This is a genomic window from Natronococcus roseus (genome assembly GCF_043677095.1).
Classification (GTDB): domain Archaea; phylum Halobacteriota; class Halobacteria; order Halobacteriales; family Natrialbaceae; genus Natronococcus; species Natronococcus roseus.
Map to the genome: position 1 here is coordinate 151839 of NZ_JBHLJR010000007.1, position 19761 is coordinate 171599.

17 protein-coding genes are annotated in these 19761 nt (G+C 56.0%); 6 read left to right on the forward strand and 11 right to left on the reverse strand.

The genetic code is table 11. From position 1 onward, the window contains the following. Positions 1 to 119: 119 nt before the first annotated feature. Together ACFEMD_RS19200 and ACFEMD_RS19205 are read right to left on the reverse strand one after the other, a co-directional pair. Complete coding sequence (locus ACFEMD_RS19200) at positions 120 to 446, reverse strand: TRAM domain-containing protein (protein ID WP_049891944.1); 327 nt, start codon at positions 444 to 446, stop codon at positions 120 to 122. 168 nt (positions 447 to 614) lie between these two features. Beyond that, on the reverse strand, positions 615 to 2099 hold the full coding sequence (locus ACFEMD_RS19205) for an FGGY family carbohydrate kinase (RefSeq protein ID WP_394742895.1): 1485 nt from the start codon (positions 2097 to 2099) through the stop codon (positions 615 to 617). 138 nt (positions 2100 to 2237) lie between these two features. Here ACFEMD_RS19205 and ACFEMD_RS19210 point away from each other — a divergent pair, with 138 nt between their 5' ends. Further along, the gene (locus tag ACFEMD_RS19210; protein WP_005557253.1) at positions 2238 to 3203 is read left to right on the forward strand and encodes a transcription initiation factor IIB; all 966 of its coding nucleotides are present in this window, start codon (positions 2238 to 2240) and stop codon (positions 3201 to 3203) included. A 265-nt stretch (positions 3204 to 3468) separates the two neighbouring features. On the opposite strand, the gene ACFEMD_RS19215 is transcribed toward ACFEMD_RS19210, so the two are convergent. Continuing rightward, positions 3469 to 4341, reverse strand: a complete 873-nt coding sequence (locus ACFEMD_RS19215) for an EamA family transporter (RefSeq protein WP_394742896.1) — start codon at positions 4339 to 4341, stop codon at positions 3469 to 3471. 191 nt (positions 4342 to 4532) lie between these two features. On the opposite strand from ACFEMD_RS19215, the gene ACFEMD_RS19220 reads away from it, so the two are divergent. The 3 genes from ACFEMD_RS19220 (at position 4533) to ACFEMD_RS19230 (ending at position 8886) form a co-directional block, all read left to right on the forward strand. Next, positions 4533 to 5870 carry a polysaccharide deacetylase family protein gene (locus ACFEMD_RS19220; protein WP_394742897.1) on the forward strand — a complete coding sequence of 446 codons (1338 nt, stop codon included), beginning with the start codon at positions 4533 to 4535 and terminating at the stop codon, positions 5868 to 5870. A 70-nt stretch (positions 5871 to 5940) separates the two neighbouring features. Beyond that, positions 5941 to 6162 (forward strand): DUF7130 family rubredoxin-like protein, encoded by a 222-nt coding sequence (locus ACFEMD_RS19225; protein WP_394742898.1) that lies wholly within the window; start codon positions 5941 to 5943, stop codon positions 6160 to 6162. Positions 6163 to 7659: 1497 nt separating this feature from the next. Then, positions 7660 to 8886 (forward strand): tyrosine-type recombinase/integrase, encoded by a 1227-nt coding sequence (locus ACFEMD_RS19230; RefSeq protein ID WP_394742899.1) that lies wholly within the window; start codon positions 7660 to 7662, stop codon positions 8884 to 8886. 52 nt (positions 8887 to 8938) lie between these two features. Here the strand turns inward: ACFEMD_RS19230 and ACFEMD_RS19235 are convergent, their stop codons facing one another. The 8 genes from ACFEMD_RS19235 to ACFEMD_RS19270 all read right to left on the reverse strand — a co-directional run bounded on the left by ACFEMD_RS19235 (position 8939) and on the right by ACFEMD_RS19270 (position 17477). Then, positions 8939 to 10039 carry a zinc-dependent alcohol dehydrogenase gene (locus ACFEMD_RS19235; protein ID WP_394742900.1) on the reverse strand — a complete coding sequence of 367 codons (1101 nt, stop codon included), beginning with the start codon at positions 10037 to 10039 and terminating at the stop codon, positions 8939 to 8941. 167 nt (positions 10040 to 10206) lie between these two features. Continuing rightward, on the reverse strand, positions 10207 to 11037 hold the full coding sequence (locus ACFEMD_RS19240; RefSeq protein ID WP_394742901.1) for a DinB family protein: 831 nt from the start codon (positions 11035 to 11037) through the stop codon (positions 10207 to 10209). Positions 11038 to 11162: 125 nt separating this feature from the next. Next, the gene (locus tag ACFEMD_RS19245; RefSeq protein WP_394742969.1) at positions 11163 to 12122 is read right to left on the reverse strand and encodes a succinylglutamate desuccinylase/aspartoacylase family protein; all 960 of its coding nucleotides are present in this window, start codon (positions 12120 to 12122) and stop codon (positions 11163 to 11165) included. Between the two features lie 5 nt (positions 12123 to 12127). Continuing rightward, a complete protein-coding gene (locus ACFEMD_RS19250; protein WP_394742902.1) occupies positions 12128 to 13087 on the reverse strand; it encodes an NAD(P)-dependent oxidoreductase in 960 nt (319 codons plus the stop codon). 85 nt (positions 13088 to 13172) lie between these two features. Beyond that, on the reverse strand, positions 13173 to 14519 hold the full coding sequence (locus ACFEMD_RS19255; protein ID WP_394742903.1) for an MmgE/PrpD family protein: 1347 nt from the start codon (positions 14517 to 14519) through the stop codon (positions 13173 to 13175). Between the two features lie 391 nt (positions 14520 to 14910). After that, positions 14911 to 15330 (reverse strand): universal stress protein, encoded by a 420-nt coding sequence (locus ACFEMD_RS19260; RefSeq protein ID WP_394742904.1) that lies wholly within the window; start codon positions 15328 to 15330, stop codon positions 14911 to 14913. Positions 15331 to 15372: 42 nt separating this feature from the next. Then, entirely contained in the window at positions 15373 to 16137 is a 765-nt protein-coding gene (locus tag ACFEMD_RS19265) for an IclR family transcriptional regulator (RefSeq protein WP_394742905.1), read from the reverse strand. A 134-nt stretch (positions 16138 to 16271) separates the two neighbouring features. Next, positions 16272 to 17477, reverse strand: a complete 1206-nt coding sequence (locus ACFEMD_RS19270) for an MFS transporter (RefSeq protein ID WP_394742906.1) — start codon at positions 17475 to 17477, stop codon at positions 16272 to 16274. Between the two features lie 129 nt (positions 17478 to 17606). Between ACFEMD_RS19270 and ACFEMD_RS19275 the strand changes: the two genes are divergently transcribed. Then, positions 17607 to 18422: an SDR family oxidoreductase gene (locus ACFEMD_RS19275; RefSeq protein ID WP_394742907.1), complete on the forward strand. Its 816-nt coding sequence runs from the start codon at positions 17607 to 17609 to the stop codon at positions 18420 to 18422. Positions 18423 to 18474: 52 nt separating this feature from the next. Further along, a complete protein-coding gene (locus ACFEMD_RS19280) occupies positions 18475 to 19602 on the forward strand; it encodes a mandelate racemase/muconate lactonizing enzyme family protein (protein ID WP_394742908.1) in 1128 nt (375 codons plus the stop codon). The last annotated feature ends 159 nt before the right edge of the window (positions 19603 to 19761 follow it).

Below are 19761 nucleotides of genomic sequence, written 5' to 3' on the forward strand. Positions count from 1 at the left end.
TCCCTTCCCCTCTTTCGACGTCCTCTCTCTGAAACTCCCTACCCGATCCGTCGTTTGCAACAGCTCTTTCCACTGCCTCTCCCACCAATAATCCCGTCTCTCGGTATCGGACAGTTCAGTTACGGGTTCGCTTCGACGAGTTCCGCCTCGCCGTAGGTCTCGTCAACGCTCGTGACCCGGACCGTCGCCTCGATCGCCGCGATATCCGCCTCGAGAAAGAGCACGAACCCATCCTCGGTCTTACAGACGAGAGTTCCATCGGCTTTCTCGTCGACGATGTCGACGGTCACCTCGTCGCCAGGTTCGGGTTTTCCGCCGAGGGGCTCCCCGCATCGCCAACATTCGGCGTCGTACTCCGCGGATCCTTCCGGGGCGTTGCTCGCTCCGCATCGAGGTGCGTCGCACTTGATGAACGAATCGTGTCGTCCCGGCTGATATCGTCCCACATCGCCATCGTCGCTGCCGTCTCTCAAAAGCGTGCCGCTCGTCCGTTTTCGAATTCCGACCGAAGTCGGACTCGAAGCGACGAAGTCGGCCGCATTCGGATCTCCTGTCGCCGACCTGATTGCTTATCCCGCTGACCTCGTTGCCTATTACTCGCTATCGTAGCTGCGTCACAACTTGGCCTGTCGTTCCCAGACCGGCTGCATGTCGTGGCGCGTTCGACGGTAGTGTTCGTACAGTTCGTCGTACGTTTCCGCGATGTCGCCGTCTGGATCGTAACGCCGTTCCGTTTCTCCGAGTCGGGAACCGGCCTGCTCGAGAGACGGTTCGATCCCGAGTCCGACCGCGAGCAGCGTCGCCGCACCCTTCGCCGCGGGGTACTCCGCCTTCGGAACGAGTAACTCGATCCCGAGACAGTCCGCGAGGAGGTCACACCAGAACGCCGATCGGCTCCCTCCGCCGGTGAGATACACTCGAGTCGGCGCCGCGGGAAGATGCTCGATACAATCCCGGACCGCCAGACTGAGCCCCTCGTAGACACTGCGGACGACGTGCGCCCGAGTGTGTTCCGGCGTCAGTCCGACGAATCCGGCTCGAGCGTTCGGATCGGTGAAGGGCCCCCGCTCCCCGGTCGTGCTGAGATAGGGGAGAAACAGTACTCCCCCCGACCCTGCCGCCGTCGACGCGGCGATCGGTTCGAGAGTCTCGATTCCCTTCTTCTCGAGCAACTCCTCGCACACCCACTCGAGGCTCGGCGTCCCCGCGTTCGAGCCGATCGCCGTCGTCCAGCGATCGTTGATTCCGAACGCCATCCCGATCCCACGATCGTCGGCTCCCGGACCCTCGGTGATCGTCTGGGCAAACAGTGACGTCCCGAGCGAAACTGCCCCGTCGCCCGGCGCGACCGCACCGGCGCCGACCGCCGAAGCGACGACGTCGATCGTTCCGGCCACTACCGGCGTCCCTTCGGGGAGTCCTGTCTCCGAGGCGGCGTCGCTCGTTACCGTCCCGATTACGTCCGTCCCGGTACGAACGTCCGGGATGAGGCCACTTTGCTCCGGAATACCAGCGCGCTCGAACACCGCCGGCTCGAACTCACCCGTTTCGCGATCGAGAAACGGCACCGTCGCCTCGGTATAATCGGTCGCTCGAGTTCCGGTCAGGTTGTAGCTGAGCCAGTCCTTACACGAGAACGCGGTCGTCGCCCGCTCGAGCGTTTTCGGCTCGTGCTCGGCGAGCCACGTCAAGATCGGCAGGCACATTCCCGGATACACGGGTGAGCCACACGTCTCGACCAGCGCGTCCATCGTTCCGTTCGCCGTCCAGTCCTCGAGGACCGGTGCCGCCCGACTGTCCGACCACAGGACGGCGTTCCGAACGGGCCTTCCGTTCGTATCGATCAGCCAGCAGCCGTCACCTTGGCCCGTAATGCCGACGCCGGCGATCTCGACGTGTTCGTCTAGCCTCGCGGCCACTCGCGCGATTGCTTCCTTGGTGCGGTCCCAGACTGTCCCCATATCAAGTTCGGCCTGACCGGTGTCCGGACGGTCGACGGACTGCGTTTCCGTCGCGGTCGCGAGAGCTGATCCGCTTGTATCGTACGCGACAGCCGTGATAGCGGACGTTCCGGCGTCTATCCCGACGAGTGCTTTCATGCGAACGGCGACGGACGCGTGTCTTATCAAGGCGTACGATGAGCAAAACCGCTTAATTTTTCGGACTTCTTTTCAGATCGTTTCGCTACGATCACTCCCAGCGTTTAACCTTCTCGGGTCACTCTCTCTACTCGACTGATGAAACGCCCGACCCGTCAGAAACAACGTGACGAGCAGACGAAGAATAACACGACTGAGCAGGAGGGCGTTCGGGCGTGTCCGGAGTGCGATTCGACGGCACTCGTCCGGAGTTCGGACGGAAGTGAGGTCAGCTGTGAGGACTGCGGGCTCATTCTCGAGGAGGGCGGCATCGACCACGGACCCGAGTGGCGGGCGTTCAACCAGTCGGAACGGGACAGCAAGTCCCGGGTCGGGGCGCCGACGACCCAGACGATGCACGACAAGGGGTTGACCACGACGATCGACTGGAAGAACAAGGACGCCTACGGTCGGTCGCTGTCCTCGGAGAAGCGAAACCAGATGAGCCGGCTCCGGAAGTGGCAGGAGCGCATCCGAACGAAGGACGCCGGCGAACGGAACCTGCAGTTCGCCCTCTCCGAAACCGACCGAATGGCATCCGCGCTGGGCGTCCCCCGTTCGGTTCGGGAGGTAGCCAGCGTCCTCTACCGGCGCGCGCTCGACGAGGACCTCATCCGGGGTCGATCGATCGAGGGCGTCGCCACGAGTACCCTGTACGCCGCCTGTCGAATGGAGGGCATTCCGCGCTCGCTGGACGAGGTCGCGGCCGTCTCGCGGGTCGATCGCATGGAGATCGGCCGAACGTACCGCTACATCTCCCAGGAGCTCGGCCTCGAGATGGAGCCCGTCGATCCGAAGAAGTACGTCCCGCGGTTTTGCTCGGAGCTCGACCTTCCCGAGGAGGTCCAGCTCAAGGCCAACGAGATCATCAACACGACGGCCGAACAGGGAATGCTGTCGGGCAAGTCGCCGACCGGGTACGCTGCGGCTGCGATCTACGCGAGTGCGCTCCTCTGTAACGAGAAGAAAACTCAGCGGGAGGTCGCCGACGTCGCCCAGGTAACCGAGGTCACGATCCGGAACCGGTATCAGGAACAGATCAGCGCGATGGGCATTCACGACTAAGGACGACGACCATCACGTCGCCGAATGACTCGGCGACCTCAGCTCTCTCTGTCAATATTTGAGCAAACTCGAGAGCCCAGCATCTCGTCGTTCGTCGAGTCCCTCGAGTCTCGAATCTTCCTCGATCCCCCTTGAGACCGCTTCGATACTTCGGTCGATCTTTCCCGCGCACGCGGGAGAATTGTTGGCCTGCTCTGCAGAACGATCTCTCTGCAGAGCGATCGACGACGGCAGGAATTCCCGGAACATCGGGGTAGCAGGGGACTCAAACCGCGATGAGCGTGACGCCGATAACTGCCAGTACGGCCGCGACGAGTCGAATCCGGAAGTAGCGCTCTCCGAGGAGGATCCCGCCGAGAACGACGGCGATAATCGCCTGCGTGTTGATCACGGGCGAGGCGATGCTCGCCGGCAACAGGGCGAACGCCAGCGTCGTGAGATGCTCTCCGAGTGCGACCATCGCTCCTCCGACAGCTAGCTTGGGGAGATCCGCTCGGATCTCGGTCGGTGGGTTTCGGATCGCACTCGGAAGGAGAACGACAGCAACTCCGGATAGCAACAGCGGGACCCAGAGCGTCTCCGGGATAGCGAGTTCCTGCAACGAAACGCGCTTTCCGAGATCACTGACCGCGTAACACATCGCGCTCACTAGCGCGAGCTGTGCAGGCCGCGATCGCGCAGCCTTGACGAACGGCCGGAAGAATCCGCCGGGATCGTAGTTCGCCACGTACACTGCGAGGGTCGCGACGACGACTCCCGTGACCTGCAACGGTGTCAGCAGCTGCCCGAGAAACAGGATCTCGAGCGGAAGGACGAACATCGGGACGATCTTGTTGATAGGTGTCACGTACGAGACGTCTCCCTGTGCGATCGCTCGCAGAAAGAGGACGAACGCGGCGGCGGTCGACACGATCGTCAGGACGACCACGCCGACCTCGAGAAGGCCGAACCCGCCGAACGCCACTGCGGAGCGATCGGTTCGCGTGAGCGAGACCGGAAGATACCACGCGATAGCGAAGGTGTTGATGAGGACCGTCAGCGCGGCGGGCGGATATCCCGAGAACGAACGCTTCAACACGTAAATGTAAAATCCCCAAACGAAAGCGGCGACGATCGCAAACCCGAGTCCGGCGTCCATCGTTCAGACGGAGGAATGCCCGTGGTATCAGTCGTTCGATTGGTCACCGATAGTTTTGATTCTGTCTCCCTGTCGGTGCCTAGTCCCTCTGTCGGTGCGTGGTTTACTACCTTCCGTCTGATACCTCCTCGCTAACAAGTTCTATTTTATGACTGTAATATTTTTATTACTGTGTCTCCTATAGACTACCGATGACGGAAGACAACAACACGCGTCGACGGTTTCTCGCACTGTCGGGGTCGGCGACGTTCGCGGGGCTCGCCGGGTGTACGGACCGATTCAGATCGGAAACGTCCGAAGAAAACGGCAGCGGGTCATCCAACGAATCGACGTCCGACACGACCGGTCAGGGCGAGACGAACAGCTACGAACCGCCGGCGCTGACGGTCGAGACGGAGTATAATAGCCGCGAGGAGTTCGGCCAACCCGGGGAGGCGTTCGACGACTTCGAAGATCTCGACGTCTGGGAGACGGTTCAGGGGTCCGCGGAGGCCGACGAGGACGTCGCCTTCGACGGCTCCCAGAGCCTCAAACTCACCGCCGAGGACGGCGAGAACGTTATCGTCGAACGGAGTATCGAGACGGCCGACCTGACCGACCGGGAGTTCTCACTCGCCGTTCGAACGTCCACCCCAGGAAACGTAGCGGTCGACATTCGCCTCATCGACATCTACGGGGGGTACGCCCACCACCAGCTTCGGAGCGTCACCTACCGAACGCCGGATATCGGCTGGTTTCGGATGAACCCCGGCGTCTTCGAGGAGAGCACGACCCCGCTCGAGCGCGACGTCGTCGACGAAATCCAGATTATCGTCTACAACACCGACGAGGCGGAGGTGTGGGTCGACGATCTCCGCATCCACGACAAACCCGAGAAGGGGTACGTCGTGCTCTGCTGGGACGACGGCTTCGACGACTACTACGACGTGGCGAGTCCGCTTCACGACGAGTACGGCGTCAACGCGGTGCAGGCCGCGGTTCGCCAGTGGACGAGGGGACAGCGCGATGGGATCATGACTGCCGAACAGCTCCGCGAGCGCCAGGAGGCCGGCGACCAGATCGTCGCTCACGGGACTCACACCCACCTCGCACAGATGGACGAGGAGTCGCTTCGGGACAGCCTTCGACGAGACAAGAACTGGGCGGTCCAAAACGAATTCCAGGGCGGGCACTATCTCGTCTATCCGCACAACAGCTTCGATCAGACGGTTCTGGACGTCGTCTCGGAGTACTACTACGCCGGCGGGTTCAACCAGGCCGGCGACGTCAATCTCACCGGCGTCCACGGCTTCGATCCGCTCGTCCTCCCGCGAACGATCGGTCACGACCTCGACGTCGTGATGCGGTGTATCGATCTCGCCGCACGGCACCGTCAGTGTACGATCCTGAACTTCCACGCGTTCGACTTGGACAATACGATCGACGCCGACGAGTACGAAACGCTGCTCGAACACATCGATAGCAAGGGCGACGCGCTCGAGGTTATCGACTTCGACGACCTCTGGACGATGCGACGCAACGGTCACTGATTGAAGACCCTTCGGGTAAATATCACTAGTGGTACGCTTTAACATGACTCGGGCCGTACCGACGTTTGCAATGAGCCCCGACCAAGATTCCCCGTTCGCCGACAGCGAACTTCGGAACAAGGAGGAGACGGAGATTCCGATCGGCGAACCGCGAGAACCCGAGAACCGAGGTCACAGTATGTGGCGGTGTCGGAAGTGTGGCGAGATGGGACGATTTAGCGGGAGTCTTCCGGACGCGTGTCCCGAGTGTGGAAGTCCGAAGGAGGAACTATACTACTGGGAGGAGGATTAGAATCGCAACCGCAGGATTTCACTATCTGCGGAGCGAGTATCCCGACACTGAGGATTGACCGTGCGTTGCAGTCCGTCGTAACGGACGACTAACCCTCGCTGTTTGTTCCGACGGCGACCTTCTGGCGTGCTCGCGTACCTTCGTAGTCGAGCGGCTGTACGGGACCTTCGCCCCCTTGATCTCCGCTCGGTCTGAAGAGCAAGGATTCACACGGCACCGCGCTGTTGGATTGAGACGTTTAGGCTCGTGGTTGCCCGGAGTGAGCGGCTACTGGCCGTGGTAACCGACTACTGCTCCTACCCGTAGTGGGTTGCAGAGATATCTCCCTCAACGTGCTCCGTTTCCAGTCCCGAGGGGGTTCCTCTGCGTCGAGATGAGGTGTCTCTGTTAGAACAACATCCGAAATCCCTCCTCGTATGATGTGTGTAGCATGATTCCTAGGATGACGACGGTACTCTGTGACGAACGGTGAGGCTTCACCTGTTGTGCACGCAACCGTCACGGCTCGTACTGTGCTCAAATGCGTCTCCCGTACGAACGTGAAACGATTTGGGATACCGATCTGCTGTTCTCAGACTCATTCGGTGATAGTATTCTAAACTGATTGAATCAGCATATTGTATATAAAAGCTACATTCACCCACACTCATCTATCTGCGGTATCTGCAGCCAAAATCGAAGCCGCGTTGCGATCGGCGATAGCTCGGCGGCTTGCCATCACCGCCGAGAAACACGGTGGTTCGACGCTGTGTTCCTCGTGTAGCTTTTCAGAGGCTGGATCTGCTACACTTTCGACTTTGCTCGACTCGAGCCGTGTACGCTATAACCCAACCATACGGGCTCCGACTGCAGCGTCCGTCAGCACGCTCGGTGTCGGGTCAACTTCCGGTTTCGGAGATCGTGACGCAGTCCGGGCTCCGAACGACGCTGACTTCGAAATCAGCTTCGCAGGCTGTGGAGACTCGAGCTCGTTCGACTGTAAATATATGCACTAAGAGTAGTACTCGAAAGTGACAGCTCCCGAAGTGGTGTCGAGCACCGAACCGAAACAATGGCCTCAATATGATTCTCGCCCAGTGACAAGTTCCTCTCGGGACGTTGCTCGAATACAGTTACGATGGTAGGCTCGCTCGCCTGGGTCCATCGATGTAGGCTCGAGAGATTGCTGACGGTGCATGAGCCCCTACGAACGCATTTAGCAGCGAGGCTCTCGCTCGAGCCGTCTGTATTTCCTCCGTTCAGCAGTTAGAACGTATTATCTGTCCGCTCCGACAAAATTGGATCTCCGAGAGCACGCTTCCAGATTGATATGGCACTATGTGATTTATAGAAATAGACAGTCCGTCATGGTCTACACTGTGTATCTTGGTTGTCCAGGTTGCGACAACTAAATACACGATAGTTTTTAGTGAGTGTCATGAGTAGCGAACCGTACGAAAATGATACTCTTAGAATCACCATGATCCGAAGAAAACGGGCTACTCGAGGCAATTTCGCGTGAGTAACGAGCAGATCCAGTGGTCGCACAAATCGCTTGAGGAACTCCGCGAGTTCTGGAACGCCGAAATCGAATTCGAGCTGCAGCGCGCTGGCCACGATCTCGAGGAGAAACCCACTTATCAGGACCTCCTCGACGTCGGCTACGGCGGGCTCACTTACACGCTCCGAGAGCACCAGGAGATGACTCTCTCGGAGTTTCTCGAGTTCGTGGGTTACGTTGAGGAGTCTGAGGAGGTCTATCCGTGGGGTATCGATGATGAAACCACTACTGAGGAACTCGAGTCGTTCATCCGAACGCTCGAGCGCCGACAAGGGCTTGCCGACACCACGGTTGCAACGAAGCGGTCCCGGCTTGCGACCTATGCGCAACTCTACGATGGACTCCACGGCCAGGCCAACCTCGTGGACCATGTCGTCGACGATGCCGAACGGGCTGCCGAAATTCGACGTGTTCTTGCGGTGTTCGACGAGCTCGACGCTGATCTCGGGACTGACGCCTCGAAGCAACGGTATCTGAGCGACGTCAATCAGTTCTATAGTCACCTCGAGCGTCGGGCGATTGCCGCTTTCAACCCGGCTTCGAGAATTAGTGAAGAGTACAACTGGAACCGTGAAGAGAAAGACAATCAGCCACTCTCGAGCGAGGACGTCCGGCGACTATACGGAGCTGCCGGGAGTTCTGAGGAGGAACTGCTCGTACTCGCACTGTGCGCGTGGGGCCTTCGACGGAACGAGGTCGCGTCGTTACATGTTTCTCAGCTGGTCCTCGAGGGCGAAGATCCACATATCTACTTTGAGGAGCGAAAGAACGGTCCGGGGACGGTTGCGCTAGTCTATGGTCGTGAGCAACTGTCGGATCACATTGACGCACTCCGTGCTCGAGACGACGAATGGAACGGGTATCTGTTCCCTTCGACGGCATCTTCGAGCGGACATATCGTTGGCGAAACGGTCCAATCACGGTTTCAGCGGCTTGCAAACCGTGCCGATGTCACTGTTCGTGGCGAGACGCCGACCTCGAAGATGGGCCGGCGGTTCTGGTATACGACGTACATGGACGCCCAGAAACAGTTACTCGAGAATCTCGACGTGATCGCGGGCGACCAGGGGAGCTCCGACGCGAGCGTTGTGCTGGAAAATTACCTTTCGGAAGCGGAGCGCCGGAAGTACCGGCGTGAATTCATGCACGAGCGATTAGCAGACGTATTTGAGGTAGGTTTGTGATTCCGTTTGAGATTGCATTTTAATATGGCCGATCATGCGGAAAGAGAGGTTGTCAGGTGAGAACAATCTGGGTAGGTCCAAGCGCATCGTATTCTTTTTTGTTTAATGTCATTTCAACTGCCTGATCAAACGAGTCGAGACCGGAAAGCTCGTCGGTAATATATTCTTTAATAGATACACGGCCTTGTTCAACTAATCGTGCGGCGAAGGTGCCGGTCGTACGGTTCGGTCCGAGGTCGGTTGCACCAGTGACAGGGTTGATCCAGTCGACGCTCTTCGAACGAAGGATCCGTGGCGTAATCGTAAGGTCTCCTATGAGATAGCCGATCTGTACGATGGATCCTCCACGTGCAACCATCTCTACTGCCTGAGCGAGTGGGGTCCTGCCATCAGTACCTCGGTCCTGATCACCGCCGACCGCTTCGATTACGACGTCCGCGCCAGTGTGGCCAGTGCGATTTCGAATTGACTCAACCGGGTCAGTTGTTGTCGCATCGAGGGTAGTCAAGCCGTGACGTTCAGCGATATCAAGCTTCCGTGTGTCGATATCGGTTACGATGACCTCGTCTGCCCCCTGAAGCAACGCAAGCTGGGCACTTTGGAACCCCATTACTCCAGTACCGACGACAGCGACGATATCGCCCTGTGTAATTCCAGCCTCGCGAAGGCAAAGAACAGTGCTGGCAAGCGGTTGCATAGCGGCGGCCTCCGCATCGCTGACTCCGTCCGGCACCCGTGATAACGGTTCAGCAGGAAGTGCCGCATATTCCGAAAGTGTACCAGGAATGTCGTAGCCGATGTACTCCTTGTTCAAGCAGTATAGCTCACGGCCTGACTGACAGTACCCACAGTTCCCACAGGGGATCTTACCAGCTGCATAGACTCGATCGCCGACATCGAATTCAGTTACGTCGTTAGCAGTCTCAACAACCTCAGCACAGAACTCATGGCCAAACAATCGGCTAGGACCGTCGTTGAGGCGATTGCGTATCGTTTCGTAGTGAGAAATCTCTTTGCCGTGATAGAGGTTACATTCAGTAACGCTCAATTGGACACGTTGTACCTTGACAAGTACCTCTCCCGTGTTGACTGACGGCATCGGGACGTTCTCAACACGTGATTCGCCGAACTCCGAACAGACAACTGCTCGCATATTCCCTTTTATTCTGTCCTCTTATAAATGAGTTAGCATGAATGGGGTTAGCAGCTAGTTGTGGAAAATGTTGGAGATCGAATACCGACCGATTGAGAACTTCGTGTGCTACTATAACAATATGTCGTCCGTTTCTATGTCGGTCTCTCGAACCGATCAGCTCCCTCTCAATCGGTGTTCCAGACCTGTTCCGGCATTGGTAGTCCCTCCCAAAGATCTGGATCCAACGGCTCGTCAATATCAATCTTGAGCTCGTTTTCGAGGATCCATTCGAGTTGACGAACATGCTGGCCGGCATGCCAAGTAGTCCGCTCAAGGAATTTGTGCTTTGTCGGTTCACCCCAGAATACGTCCGCTGTCTCGCTCCAGTCACACGTCTGGCCCGGATCTTCGAACCAATCGTCCAGCCGACCCTGTACAGACTGACCGTACGTCGACAGAGCGACTTTCGAGTAGTGATCCCAACAGTGCTCCATTCGGGGAACGCTGTCCATCGAGACACCCGCCTCGTGCATAAGGAAAACATCGGTGAGTGAAAAAATATGCTGGACGAGATCAGCGTAACTACGTGGTCGGTTCGGAATGTGGGTCTTGAGCTCGCTCTCGGGTAGTTGTTCGAGATACTGGTGAGTAGTGTCCAATAGGATATCGAGTCGACGACGGAGTTCCTCAACCGGCAATGGTTCGGCATCATACTCGATGCCAACGAGATCTGCAATCTTCTCGAGGTCCTTACCGTCAGCCCACTCATCACCGCGTCTAACGACTGGCACATGTTCCGGGAGTCCGAGTTCAGCCATTTCGTCGATGATTTCTGGATCGACGCCCCGTACTCCGATAGCGGCTTCGTCGGCGGGGTCGGAGGTCGTATTGTCCCCCTGAACGACGTTGTGGGACACGAACGATACGTCGTTGCGTTCGAGAAACTCTTTGACACGGAGACAGCTGGTACAGCCAGTTGCCCAGTAGAGGTGGATTTCAGACTCGGTCACAGCCATACGGTGACAAAACGTTTCACAGTAAGTAAACCTATTTGAGATGATTTGACACGTCACGCTGCAGCTACTCGGCTTACATCAAGTAACTCCGATTTAGAGGAGACGGTGAAACGGTGAGATGAATATCAGTGTTCGTCGATATTCGTCCCTACTGAACAGACGTATTCACCACTTGCGACTTGTGGAAGACGCCGGCACCGCCAGAAAATACCGCTTTCGTCCGCGACGACCTCTTCTTTTGGAGCACCAAACAAGTCTGTGACGGTAAACAGCGTTTCCCTGCGAGAGACTCGCTGTCCAAGTTCCTTCTCGAATTGAACGAGGCCGCCCGCAGGTGCAGTATAGTAGCGCATGTCGTTCGCTCGCACCTGTGGTTTCGTTTCCGGCTGACCTGTGAGAAAGTCATATGTTTGAAGAACATTGAAGACACCCTCGACACCCACCCGAATGCTCTCTTTATCCCAGCCTACTGCACCACCGAGTTCGGGATCAATTGTTGGAATCCCGTCGTTCGGTGCGACTCGTGCTAACTGGCCACGGGGCCCCTTCTTGTCCATGATATGCCCGCATCCGAAAGCCCTTGCAAGTTTAAGACACTGATCATGGAGCCGATGTTTCGAGCCACAGCGGACGCGCGTTTCGTGGACCATCTTGCTTGTCGATGCTTGGTGGAGGTCAAGAATGAGATCTGCGTTAGAAGCGATGTCGTAGGTAGCGTGAGCGATGCGTTCGCTCGAGGTTCCGGCTTCGTTACCTCTATATGCTCTATTGATCTTAGTATCGTCAATTGGATTCCGGTGTTCGGCCACCTGAAAGCCATAGTAGTTAACGATCCCAACGATCATTATTTCGCCCGAGAGTTTGCTGGGATCGAGTTGCGGGACAAGCTGGTGGACTACTCCAACACCGTTGAGTTCGTCACCGTCACTCGCCGCCTGAATATACAATGTTTTCCCACTTTCTATACCGTTAATCACGGCGACTGGGAGCTCAACGGGGCTCCCGTCTCGAGCTTCTCCAACGCAGAGCGTTCCCACATCGATTTCGCCCGGATTTGCCTTCGCGGTCCCTATTGTTTCCATCAGTGACACTACTCCTTGAGAACCTCTGGGTTCGCGAGGTATTCCTCATCAACTGATTGGCCTTCGAGCACTCGGCGGACATTTCGAGCAGTTGTCGCAAGCATCCGTTCACGCGTTTGGACAGTCGCCCCCGCGAGATGTGGTGTCGCAACCACATTCTCATGGTTCAGGATCGAGGAGTCCGGATCTGGCGGCTCTTCGTGGAAGACGTCTAGTACAGCGCCACCAATGGCGTCGGTCTCAAGAGCGTTTTGGAGAGCTACCCGATCGATTACGGTGCCCCGCGAGGTGTTCACCAGCAATACGTTATCGTCGAGTAGTTCGAACGCTTCATCGTCGATCATGCCCTCCGTCTCCTCAGTCAAGCGAACGTGAAGACTAACGATATCGGCGTTGGAAAGTAATTCCTCGAGCGACACCCGCGTTCCGTTAATGTTATTAATGCGCTCTTGAGAGACATACGGATCCGCGACGAGGAAGTCAACGTCAAACGGTTTGAGCCGCCGCGCTGTCTCGTATCCGGCGGCCCCAAGTCCGACAATACCGACCGTCTTGCCGCGCAGTTCGGTTCCCCACCAAGCTTCCGAGCGCCAGCCGCCGTCAAGGAGGTGGTTTTCAGCGGCGTGGAATCGCCGCGCAAGACTCACGATCGCACCTACCGTGAACTCCGCGACGGCGACGCCGTTCATTCCTGGCGTGTGGAGAACTGCGATGTCGTGTTCGGCCGCAGCATCGATATTAATGTTGTCGATTCCTGATCCGGCCTTACCGATGGCCCGGAGGTTTGGTGTGGTGTTGAACAACTCTTCCGTGTAGTCGTTCTCAGAGTGGACGAAGAGTCCATCAGCGCCCCCGACTCGCTCTTTCAGTTCGGACGGCGAATATCGTTGCTTCGGTTCTCGCTGTACTGAAAGATCCCCAAATTCATCGATAACACGATCAACTGATCGAAATGTTACGACGTTCATATACCCTAATCATCGAGTACAAGAATTAATGTTTTGGTCGAATCGCCCGATCCGCTTGAACCGATTCCGTCCGCCGAACCGGGAATTATTCGATGTAGCTGACGAATTTATCGAGTTCCGTGTCCTCGAGGTTCTGAATCGCGGTGTCCAGTGCTTCTGCATCTGATTCCGAGAGACGGGATTCAGCACACTCGTAGAACTTCCGGTCGAGACGCTGTTCTTCGATTGGGTTGTTCGGGCTACCTGGTGCGTATCGGATCTCCTCGCGGAGTTCCGTTCCGTCGGTCTTTGTCACCCGAACGACTGCGCCATATCCTGCAAACTCGTCGCCGAATAGGTTCGACTCGAATGCGCGGGAGACCTTCTGGATCGTCTCCTGCGTTTCGGGTTGCTGAACATATTCGTCAGTGAATTCGTGAATTCCGGCTCGACCCTCTCGGAGGATCGAGGCCAGACAGAATTCGATGGAGAACTTCGCCTGCAGTGCGTCGTTAGGCTGTTTGTGATGGAGCATCTCTGAGGCAGCCTCTTCAAGCGTGACAACGACGGACTCGACGCTTTCAGGCTCGAGGCCGTGTTCTCGAGTGAGGTTGCGCATCGCGTCCATTGCAGCATGGGTGATGACACCAGAGGGATACGGTTTGAAGCCGATATCGAGGACACCCCATTCCTCGAAGAGATCTTCAGTGATCTCTTCGGGGTCGTAGCTGTCGTCGATTGTCATCACGCGATTGTAGCCGATGTCTCCCTCGAAAATTTCCGAATCGGCGGTGAATCCGTTCTGTGCGAGCAACACCGCACGGACGCCCATCTCTGCCGCGTGACCAGCATGGAGAGGCTTTGTCATCGTCCCGAAATTCTTCTTCAGTGCCGAAGAGAGGGAGGCAACGATCCCAAATGCGGTCGAAACCTCCTCCGCATCGAGATTCTGTATCGATGCAGCGGCGCCGGCGGCTCCAAACGAACCGGCCGTTCCCGTGCTGTGCCAGCCGTTCTGGTAATGCTCCGGATACGTACTGTGGCCGACTCGATACGCGACTTCACAGCCAGCGACGTATCCGGTCAGCAACTTTGTCGTCGAAGCGTTAACTTCCTCTGCCGCCGCTAGCGCTGCAGCGAATACGGGGGATGTCGGGTGAATAACAATAGACTCAAACGTATCATCGTAGTCGATGGCGTGACCGAACGCGCCATTTGCAAGTGCTGCAGCAGGCGCAGACTTCGCGTCGCGGTGAAACACCGTCGCGTCACCGTCTCCGTACTGTGTATCAATGTAGTTGTAGATCGTGTCGCCAACCTCGTGGTGGGAGCCGTATAGTGCGACGCCAATATAATCTCGAATTGCGGTCTTTGCGTGCTCAGTCGCTTCCGACGGAATATCGTCATACGTAATCGTCTCTACGTATTCAGCTAGCTCTTGGGTTTCTCCCATATTTAGTATGATTTGCATGGTGGGGACTTAGATATTGCGGTAAGATTACCACCAGGATGGTCGCTGAACCGAGTGCCCGAATTTAGAATGGGTGCTGCCGAGAGCCACCCATTCAGCCTTCCTGATCTTTGCATTGGCACGTTCGTCTATAACGAACAACACTTGCTTTTGTTGAGGGGCAGTGATTAGGAACCTACCTCTTTACATTAGTACTATTGTAATTATAACCACATCTGTCTTATATTCTATTCTATAATCTAGATGCGCTTGGATTGGTTTACAAGAGTACTTCTGTATAGGAATTGTGTTCTGAGGTAGCACTACACGTTAACAGTGGATAATCCCTGCACGATAGTTGAAAGCGTGTGTTCGTTCGTTCGTTACGAACGATTCATGAGGTGCTTTCGGTGCGGACGGTTACGACTGTCGACTCAACGTTCAACAATAGTGACTGGGTAATACTCCCAAAAACCGCCTTGCCAATCGGAGAGCGTTTCCGACCGCCGACGACAAGATATCGTGCTTTGGTCTCCTCAGTGTAGTTCTGGATCTCTCCTGCTGGCGAGCCAATCCGACCGACGGGTGTAAACTCCTTTGTTTCTAACGACGCGATGTCTGCCGCGATATCCCGAGCAACCTCGAGAGTAGGACGCGAATCAGGTTCGTCTGCCGCCGCTCCCTCCTCAAGGTCGTCTCGATCCAGTACGTGAATGACGTGCAGTTCATCACCAAACGCGCCTGCGAGAGCTGCTCCTTCCGCAATCACTCGACGGTCGCGTTCTGTGTCTTCTACAGCGGTAACAATCGTCATCAGCAATTATATCTCATCCGTCCCTAAAAAACCTACTGCCATTCAAGAGTACTCAATCTTGATTTCGAGTTCGTTCGCCGTTCCAAGGAGAGTGTTCGGGAGTTCCTCCTGAAACCAGTCTTTCTCCATCCGGTGGCGGGGGCCGGAGACGCTGAATGCCCCGACCACTTCTCCGTTTGCGACGACCGGGACAGCGATCGCCCAGAGTCCAGATATTGACTCTTGTTTGTTGATGCTATAGCCGCGCTCGCGAGTTGCCTCCAGTTCGTCAAACAGTTCATCGGTATCTGTAATTGTCTGATCGGTCTCCTGAGGAAGTCCCCACCGGTCGATAATCTTCTCGATACGCTCCCGGTCCATTCGGGAGAGAATTGCTTTTCCGCCTGCACTAGAGTGGAGATAGCGAAGTTCGCCACTCTGTCGATTTGCCTGTACGGCTCGCTCCCCAGCAGCGGTATAGAGGTAGATTGCCCGCCCATGTTCCTCGATAAAAAACTGTGCGCGCTCGTTAGTGGTCTCCGCGAGCTGCTCGACCATCTGTTTGGCCAGGCCGCTCCACTCACGTCGCTGTCTCGCGTACTCACCGATGGTCAGGAACTTCAAACCGACGTGGTACTCCCCGTTTTCTTTGATTACGTATCCATTGTTGTATAGCGTCGACAACTGTTGGTGGACCGTGCTCTTCGCGAGATCGAGTTCTGTAGCGATTTCGGTTACTTGAGCACCGTCCTGCTTCATGAGGACGTCCACTATCTGAAACATATTTGTAATAGTTCTAATCTCCCGCGACGGCGTTCGTTCGTTCATAACGAACTGTAGTGGCTGGACACTCTTGAAGGTTATTCTGTTTGCGGTCACATTGGATCGAATACTATTGAGTTGGAAATTGAATCGACAAAAAGCGAGCTTTATGACTGACACGCAATGTCGGTGAATCCGAACTACCGAAGGAATATGAGTAATACAGCGCCGATTAGGATAATCCCGGCAATTGAGAGAAACGCTGCCACAAACCCTGCATCATCGGAGATGTACCCAACGATTGCTGGGGAGAGTGCCCCGACACCGGTCATACCCGTCCTGATCATCCCAAATGCACTGCCGCCGACGTTTTCGGGAATGACGTCCATCAGATAGGAGTCGCGGACAGGGCGAAACCCGTGGAATCCGATCCCTGCAAGTACCGTTATCGCCACCAGCGTGAGAAGGGAGTCAACGATGATCAGAGAGAGAATTGCCACGAACATCAGCACAAATAGTGTGAACGCGACGGAGATGCTGTCCCGTCGATCGCTGATGTCGCCGGTCGCAGTCTGACTAATGCTCGCAATAAAGAGTATGCTATAGAGTATACTGGCGACACCGCTCGATACCCCCTTCTCTGAGGTCAGGAATAGTGGGAAAAACGCAGACAGTGCATTCCATGAGAAGGTGAACGCCATTGCTACCGCCACGAAAATGAGTAGTCGACGATTTCTAAACACCGTTCGAAAAGTCTTGAAGATTGACTCGTTTGAGTCGGTTGACGATTCCTCGTCGGTTATAACGCCGCTGGTTCGAAGTTCAGAATCCCGTCGTACAGTCACGTAAAACAACCACCCTAATACCAATGAGACGACTGCCCCGAGTACGAAGACGTTTTGCCACACAAAGAAGCTCATCAGCGCGACAACGGCTAACGGTGCTAACATTCCGCCAAACTGGCCGACCGTATCCATGAATCCTAGCGCAAGTCCGGTCCGTTCTTTATATCGCTTCGAGAGCAACGGAATTGCGACGGTCTTGTGAGGGCCCGTTCCGAGACCGATCAATACGGCACCAGCGAGTATCAAGAGAAACGATTGGCCTGTCGCGACGAGTGCCGCTGCACCGGAAAAGACCACTGACCCGCCGATAATGACACGTGGCTCGCCAATCCGGTCGCCAAGAACGCCGGCTGGAAACTGCATGCATGCGTATCCGATCATCAGTGCTGTAAACAACATACCGGTTTCCGTGTTCGAAACACCATACGTCTCTTGAAAAGTCTCGAACAGCGGCGGAAAGACAAACCGAAGAAACTGGACCATGAACCAGAGCAGCGAGACGATTACCACGACGTTGTAGACCCGAGCAGTGTCCACTACTGCCGAGAGTCTCTTTTCCATTGCGTGATATCTACCAGATATTGTAATGATGGTTGTGGATCCGGACACATCCTCCGTTATCAGATCTGGCCATTTTGATATTGAAGACGCAACATCGAACCGCCACCGCCAGAAGTATACTCTAGCAGTATGTATCCGCACCTGCTGATGAACCTCGAGCTAACCGACAGGACAGCAATCATCGCAGCATCGAGTAGCGGACTCGGATACGCATCTGCACGTCGTCTCCTCGAGGAGGGAGCGAATGTTGCAATCTGCTCGCGGTCGAGTGACCGGGTCGAGTCTGCGGCAGAACAACTAGCCGACGAAACTAATGTCAATTCGAATCGAATTTTGCCAGCGGTGTGTGATATCACTGAACGGGATGATATCGAGGACTTCGTCGAAACGACAGTCGAGACGTTCGGTTCGCTGGATATCCAAGTGAACAATCATGGCGGTCCACCAGCCGTAACCTTCGACGAGGCGACCGAAGAGCAGTGGGAAGAGTCACACGAGGGGGTGATCTCGAGCAACCGCTGGATGGCGCAAGCGGCGTTACCCTATCTTAAGAAGAGCAACATTGGTTCGCTCCTTGTCGTCACCAGCGCGTCTGCTCGTGAGTCTCCAAAAAATCATGCGATCTCGAACGTATACCGCCTTGGCCTCTATGGGTTAGTAAAGACAATTTCACGCGAGTACGGTCCCGAAGTACGAGCGAACGCGATTACACCTCGGTTTGTGATGACAGATCGGATCGAGTACAAAATCAAGCGACGGGCCGACCACCGGGAAATTTCCGAGGAAGAGGCACTACAGAGTCGCGTCGAGGAAGTCTCGCTTGACCGACCTGGTGATCCTGAAGAGTTTGCGGACGCTGTCGCATATCTCGCCTCCCCGCGCGCGAGTTACGTGACCGGTGAGATTCTGAGCGTCGATGGCGGCTGGAGCCGGTTCGTGCTGTAGCATCCCAAACCGATATTTATATTACGGGCACTGTTCAGTATCCACATGCACTATGGAAGTCACCGATATTGAGACAGCCGTACTTGGTAGTGCTGTCGACGCTGCGTCGCTTCCTGCGCAGGTCGGCGCACGGGAACTCGAGATTAGCTCCGTCGTTGTGAGAATTCACACCGACGAGGGAATCACCGGTTTAGGTGAATCGTTTTACCGATCGGAGGAAAACAACCACTTCCTCGCGGAGTCTATCGAAGCAATGGGCCGGCATGTCATTGGGAAAGATCCCCGTGACATCAAGGCAATCTGGCACGAACTCTATCTGCACGTCAAACGCGCCGGTGCCTACGGGGCATTAAGTGCGATCGACGAGGCACTGTGGGATATTGCCGGCAAGAACGCCGGTCTTCCCGTCTACCAGTTGCTCGGCGGCCAGACCAGTGAAGTCAACGCGTACGCAACGTTCCCTGCTGATAAGACAGCGGACGAACTGACCGAATACGCTGAGTGGCTCTCGGACAAAGGGTTCAAAGCGATGAAGATCGGTGCTGGGTTCGGAGTTGAGGAGGATCGAAACCGAATCAAGACGATCATGGATGAGATCCCGGATGATTTCGGACTGGCAATCGATGCGAACACATCCTACAACGTTACGGATGCACGCGCCGTTGCAGAGACCGGGAGCGAATACGAGATTGAGTGGTTCGAAGAACCCATAGCACATACAGACATTCAAGGGCAGGCGGAGCTAAACAAGTCCGTCGAAGTCCCCATCTCGGGATATCAGACGCACACTCCCCACTATCCCGCTCTTGACCACCTGAAAGCCAACGCCCTTGACATCTATCAGCCGTCACTCGACTATGTTGGTGGAATCACCGGTGCGACACGTGTTGCCTCGCTCGTCGAAGCGTTCAACAAAGAAATGGTCCCCCACGCGCTTGGACCGGCAATCAATTACGCCGCGAGCCTTCACGTTGCGGCGGCGAGCCGCCAGTGTGAACTTATTGAGTTTGCAGTTCTCGACGACGATGTCGACGATCCTGGACGCTACATTGCCGGCCCATACGTTGAAAATCAGGACGCGATTTACGTGCAGGATGGTGGACGAATCGACCCACCGAGTGAACCGGGCCTCGGCGTAACTATCGACGAAGACACCTTCGAGGAGTACCGCGTCGACTAACGGCTGCCACCTTTTATTCCTGTTTCTTTCGTCGGATTAACTGAAACTGCACTGGCTATTGTTGTGCGATTATGGGAGCTGGTTTGTTGTGCAACCGATATTCGCACGTATAAGACAATAAAATGTTTTATATTTGATGTCAATATTTAAGTGGTATAC